This window comes from Corallococcus praedator, from assembly GCF_003612125.1.
GTDB lineage: Bacteria > Myxococcota > Myxococcia > Myxococcales > Myxococcaceae > Corallococcus > Corallococcus praedator.
This window is the reverse complement of sequence record NZ_RAWI01000561.1, coordinates 1-4,760: the sequence shown is the minus strand read 5'-3', so window position 1 is coordinate 4,760 and position 4,760 is coordinate 1. Positions and strand designations below refer to the sequence as shown.

4 protein-coding genes and 1 pseudogene are annotated in these 4,760 nt (G+C 70.5%); 2 read left to right on the top strand and 3 right to left on the bottom strand.

Features of this window, described 5'->3' with window-relative positions; genetic code table 11:
* Window positions 1–188: 188 nt before the first annotated feature.
* Complete coding sequence (gene mutM, locus D7Y13_RS38730) at window positions 189–1,079, bottom strand: bifunctional DNA-formamidopyrimidine glycosylase/DNA-(apurinic or apyrimidinic site) lyase (RefSeq protein WP_120585608.1); 891 nt, start codon at window positions 1,077–1,079, stop codon at window positions 189–191.
* Window positions 1,080–1,268: 189 nt separating this feature from the next.
* On the opposite strand from mutM, the gene D7Y13_RS38725 reads away from it, so the two are divergent.
* A complete protein-coding gene (locus D7Y13_RS38725) occupies window positions 1,269–2,090 on the top strand; it encodes a M48 family metallopeptidase (protein WP_120537085.1) in 822 nt (273 codons plus the stop codon).
* Window positions 2,091–2,124: 34 nt separating this feature from the next.
* Here D7Y13_RS38725 and D7Y13_RS38720 read toward each other — a convergent pair whose 3' ends face one another.
* A complete protein-coding gene (locus D7Y13_RS38720) occupies window positions 2,125–3,174 on the bottom strand; it encodes a YihY/virulence factor BrkB family protein (RefSeq protein ID WP_120537086.1) in 1,050 nt (349 codons plus the stop codon).
* A 108-nt stretch (window positions 3,175–3,282) separates the two neighbouring features.
* Complete coding sequence (locus D7Y13_RS38715) at window positions 3,283–4,173, bottom strand: MTAP family purine nucleoside phosphorylase (RefSeq protein WP_120537087.1); 891 nt, start codon at window positions 4,171–4,173, stop codon at window positions 3,283–3,285.
* Between the two features lie 95 nt (window positions 4,174–4,268).
* On the opposite strand from D7Y13_RS38715, the pseudogene D7Y13_RS38710 reads away from it, so the two are divergent.
* Window positions 4,269–4,760 (top strand): annotated as a pseudogene (locus tag D7Y13_RS38710) (hypothetical protein); the annotation flags it as partial.

Sequence of the window (4,760 nt, the reverse complement as noted above, 5' to 3'; positions counted from 1 at the left end):
GGGCCGACTCCTGGGGTGCCGCGGCGGGCGAGCCACCATCAGGCACCGGCGTCTGCGCGGTGGCCGTGGACGAGGCGACGAGCAGCGCCGCCAGCAGGACGTGAGGCATGGTCAACGGTCTCCGGGGCCACGACATGACGCGGCCGGGTGTAAAGGGCGGGCGATTCAAGCCATGCCCCCCAGGGGTGTCAACGTCTACGGGAGCGGGGCTTCGCTCCGCCAACGACCCGTGAGGGCTTCTTCGGCGGCTTTCCCGGAGGGGCGGGGGCCTTGGGGAGCGGCTGACATTTCGGACAGAAATGCGTGGTGCGCCCACCCTGGGTGAAGGACTCCACGGTCGTTGCGCACTTCGAGCACGGCCCCTTCGCCCGCCCGTAGACGTGGAAGCGGTTCACGGAACCCGGCTCTTCCAGGTACACGATGTCCTCGCCCTCCTGCTCCTTGAAGGCGAAGTCGAACGCGGCGTGGACCCCTTCGGCCAGCCGCTGCCACTCCGGGGACGTGAGCGACGCGGGCTTGCGCGCCGGGTGCACGCCCGCGCGGAAGAGCGCCTCCGCCGCGTGGATGTTGCCCAGGCCCGCGATCCGGCCCTGGTCCATCAGCGCCACCTTCAAATCCTGCTTCGAGTCCCCCACCGCCTCCTGGAGCTGGGGGCCGGTGAGGCCTTCAGTCAGCGGATCCCTGCCCAGGGCCTTCACGGAGGCCAGCTCCCACAGCCCCTGGGCCGGCACGGGCTCCATCCGGCCGAAGAGGCGGGGATCACTGAAGTGGACGACGTGGCCGTCCTCCAGGTGAAAGCGGGCGCGGCTGTAGGGCACGGGCTCGCCCTCCTTGCGGCACACGAACTTCCCGGTCATCCCCAGGTGGGCCATCAGGCCCCGGCCGCCCTCCAGGGTGAGCAGGAGGTATTTTCCCTTACGTTCCAGGGCCTTCACCTGGCCGGTGAGCTTCGCGAAGTGCGCCAGCTCCGCGCCCCGGAAGATGCGGGTGGCGTCCGCTTCCGCGCGCACGATGCGGTGGCCCTTGAACCAGCGCACGAGGTTGCGCCGGGCGATCTCCACTTCCGGTAGCTCAGGCATCCACCGGGGCACATAGCACCGGTTCCCCTTCCCCGCGCATTTCCCATGCGCCGGGGCCCGGGTGCCCTCCCAGCGGCCCTCTTTCCTCCGGTGAAAACGGGGCCGGGAAGGGGCTTGCCCGGGGCGAGTCAGCGTGACTACGAGGGGCGGGACACGCCACCACCTCGTTAGCGAAGGGACGACTCGCCCATGCATCGGATGGCCACCGCAATCCTGACCCTTACCCTGGCCTCGGGCCTCACCACCGGCTGCGCGAAGCAGCGCGTCGGCGCGGAGAAGGCGATCGCCAAGGCGTTCATCTCCGACGAACAGGAGAACCAGCTGGGCCTCCAGGTGAAGAAGGAGCTGGAGACGAAGGAGAACATCCAATACGTGGAGGACCCCGAAGTGCTGCAGTACGTGCGCGGCATCTCCGCCCCCATCCTGGCGCAGGCCAACAAGGACCGCTCCGGGGTGAAGTGGAAGGTCAACGTCATCAACGACCCGAAGACGGTCAACGCCTTCGCCACGCCGGGCGGCTTCCTCTACGTCTACACGGGCCTGCTGCTCGCGGCGGACACCGAGGCGGAGCTGGCGGGCGTGATGGCGCACGAGGCGGGCCACGTGGTGGGCCGGCATTCCGCGCGCGCGATGGTGAACGCGTACGGCCTGCAGACCATCACCCAGGTGGCGCTGGGCCAGAACCCGGGCACCGCCGCGCAGATCGCCGCGCAGCTGGCGGGCGGCGGGCTGCAGCTGGCGCACGGGCGCAGCGAGGAGACGGAGGCCGACGAGTACGGCGCCAGGTACTCCGCCGCGGCCGGCTTTGATCCGAACGGCCTCATCGCCTTCTTCGAGAAGCTCCAGCAGATGCAGGGCACCCAGCCCTCGGTGCTCAAGTGGCTGTCCACGCACCCCACCAACGCGGACCGCATCGCGCACCTGCGGAAGATCATCGCGCAGCAGGGCCTCAAGGGCGGCCGCAACGACGCGGGCGGCCTGACGGCCATCAAGGCGAAGCTGCCCAAGTAGTCGTCTGCTTCGGAGTGCCCCGCCCGGGCCCCTTTCAGTGCACGGGCGGGTTGTCGCCTTCGTCCGGCACGAAGCCGGGAGGCTCCGGGTCCTTGCCCTCGGCCACCCGGCGCCTTCTTCGGAACAGGGCCAGCCGCGTCTTCCGGGCGCTGTTGGCGCTCTTCGCGGCGCCCGGCGTCTTCAGGGGCGGCTCCAGGGGCGCGGGCTGACCGAAGTCGCGAGCGCCCTTGGCCTTCCCCTTCACGGAGGCGTGTTCGAGGATGGCGTTGAGCTCCCCTCCGAGGATGAAGATGAGCCCGGAGAGGTAGAGCCACAGCAGCAGCACCACCACGCCACCGATGGAGCCGTAGGTGACGTCGTACTTGCCGAAGTGCTCCACGTACTGGGTGAAGCCCCAGGTGCTGCCCAGCCACGCCAGCGTGCCGAACACGGAGCCCGGGGTGATGTACTTGAAGCGCTGCTTCACGTCCGGCAGCAGGTAGTAGCAGAGCGACAGCATCAGCATCACCAGCCCCGCGGTGAACGGCCAGCGCAGCCAGGACCAGACGATGTGGAACTCGTCGATGAGCGCCAGCTTGTCCGCGGCCCACGCGCCCACGCGCCCCCCCAGGAGCAGGATGGCGAAGGACAGGGGGATGAGCAGCGTGCCCGCCAGCGTCACCGTCAGCGCCAGGGCCTGCGTCTTCCAGTAGGGCCGGGACTCCGGCACGTCGTACGCCATGTTGAGCGCCTTGCGCAGCGCATCCACGCCGCGCGAGGCCGACCACAGCGCGACGAGCAGACCCACCGTGAGCAGCTTGGGGCGCGTCTCGCCGACGATGGACGTCAGGTGCTGGCTCACCACGCCCAGCGCGTCCCCGGGCACGAGCGGACGGATGCGGTCCATCATCGCGTCCACGGCGCCGGGCGCGAACGGCAGGTACGCCACCAGCGTGACGAGGAAGAACAGGAACGGGAACAGGGAGAAGATGAAGTAGTAGGACAGCTGCGCCGCCACGTCGGTGACGGCGTCCTCTTCAATCTCCTTCCAGAAGCGCCGACCGAACTCCCTCCACGTCAGGTACTTGAGCCGTGGCAGCCCCATGTGACTCCCCCTCCGGGTCTGTTGGGGAGCCAATGTGCGAACGGTCCGGGCATTCGGCAGCAGCCAGCCAGCCGAGCGCTCGCGACGGGGACCCGGCAGTGTCGGTTGCTAGACGACGCCGGACGGCAGGTAGCGGCCCAGGAGGGGGCGCAGGCGGGAGCGCACCTCGGCGGGGATGCGCGAGCGGTCGGTGAAGATGGCCAGCGCGAGCGCGCTGTCACAGCGGCACTGGGACGCGGTGCCGGCGATGCGGGGCAGCGCGCGGCGCAACAGGGCGGCCCCGTGGGCGGTGACGGCGTCCAGGCGCTGGGCGAGCTGGGGCAGGAGGGCTTCGGGTTCCTGGCCCACGGGCTGGGGACGCCAGGAGTCGTGGTCGGTGGGCAGCGCGATGAGGGCGTAGTGCAGCTCCGCCTCGCGGGCGAGCCGCGCCTCCGGCATCGCGGTGAGACCCACGAGGTCGCAGCCCCAGGTGCGGTAGAGCTGGCTCTCCGCCTGGGTGCTGAGCGAGGGACCTTCGATGCACACGTAGGTGCCGGTGGGGTGCACCACGGTGTCACCATGGCGCGCGGCGTCGGTGAGCGTCTGGCGCAGGGTGGAGCAGAAGGGCTGGGCCAGCTCCACGTGCACGGCGACGTCGTCGTAGAAGGTGCAGGGGCGGCGGTAGGTCCGGTCGATGACCTGATCCGGCAGGGCCAGGTGGAGCGGCTGGATGTGTTCGCGCAGGCTGCCCACGGTGCCGGTGGCGAGGACGTGGGTGACGCCCAGGACCTTCAGGGCGAAGAGGTTGGCGCGGTAGGGGGAGCGGGTGGCGTTGTGGACGTGGCCCTGGCCGTGGCGGGAGACGAAGACGACGGGGACGCCGTCCAGCTCCGTGGCGATGAACGGCGAGCTGTGCGGACCGAAGGGCGTCTCGATGGTGAGGGGTTCGCCCCGGCCCTGGAGCCCCAGGGCCTGGTAGAGGGCCTGGCCCCCGATGATGCCCACCTTGACCGCCGGCATGCGTCTCCCCTCGCCCGGGCGCCGGGCGTGGGCCTGACGATATCGCGGGGCCCTCCCCCGGGAAGCGCTGAAGACTGGTAGCTTTCACATTTGCCATGCGTCTTCTTCCGCGCCTCGTCGCCCTCGCCTTCCTGCTTGGTCCCCCTGCCCTGGCCGCCCCCATCCCGCCGGGGTGCGAGGAGGACGCCATCGCGTGCAAGGAGGACTGCACCATCGAGTACGGCGGCAACGGCGCCGCCATCCGCAAGCTGACGCGCTGTTTCGAGGGCTGCACGACCCAGCGCTCCCAGTGCGCCCGGAAGTTCAACGCGGTGAACGGCCGCGCCCCGGATGCGCCCGAGGCCGCGCCCGAGCGCCGGCAGGGCAAGACGGAGGCCGCCAAGCTGCGGGAGATTGAAGAGAAGGACCGCAAGCGCGACGAGGATCCGTTCGGCGACGACGACAAGCCCGCGCGCGAGCGTCCCGCGCGCGACGCCTACGACGACCCGCCGGAGCCGCCCCCGGAGCGCAAGGGCTACCGCGCGTCGGACGAGCCGGAGAAGAAGCCCGCGAAGGGCAACCCCCGGCCGCCCGCGGTGGTTCCGGCC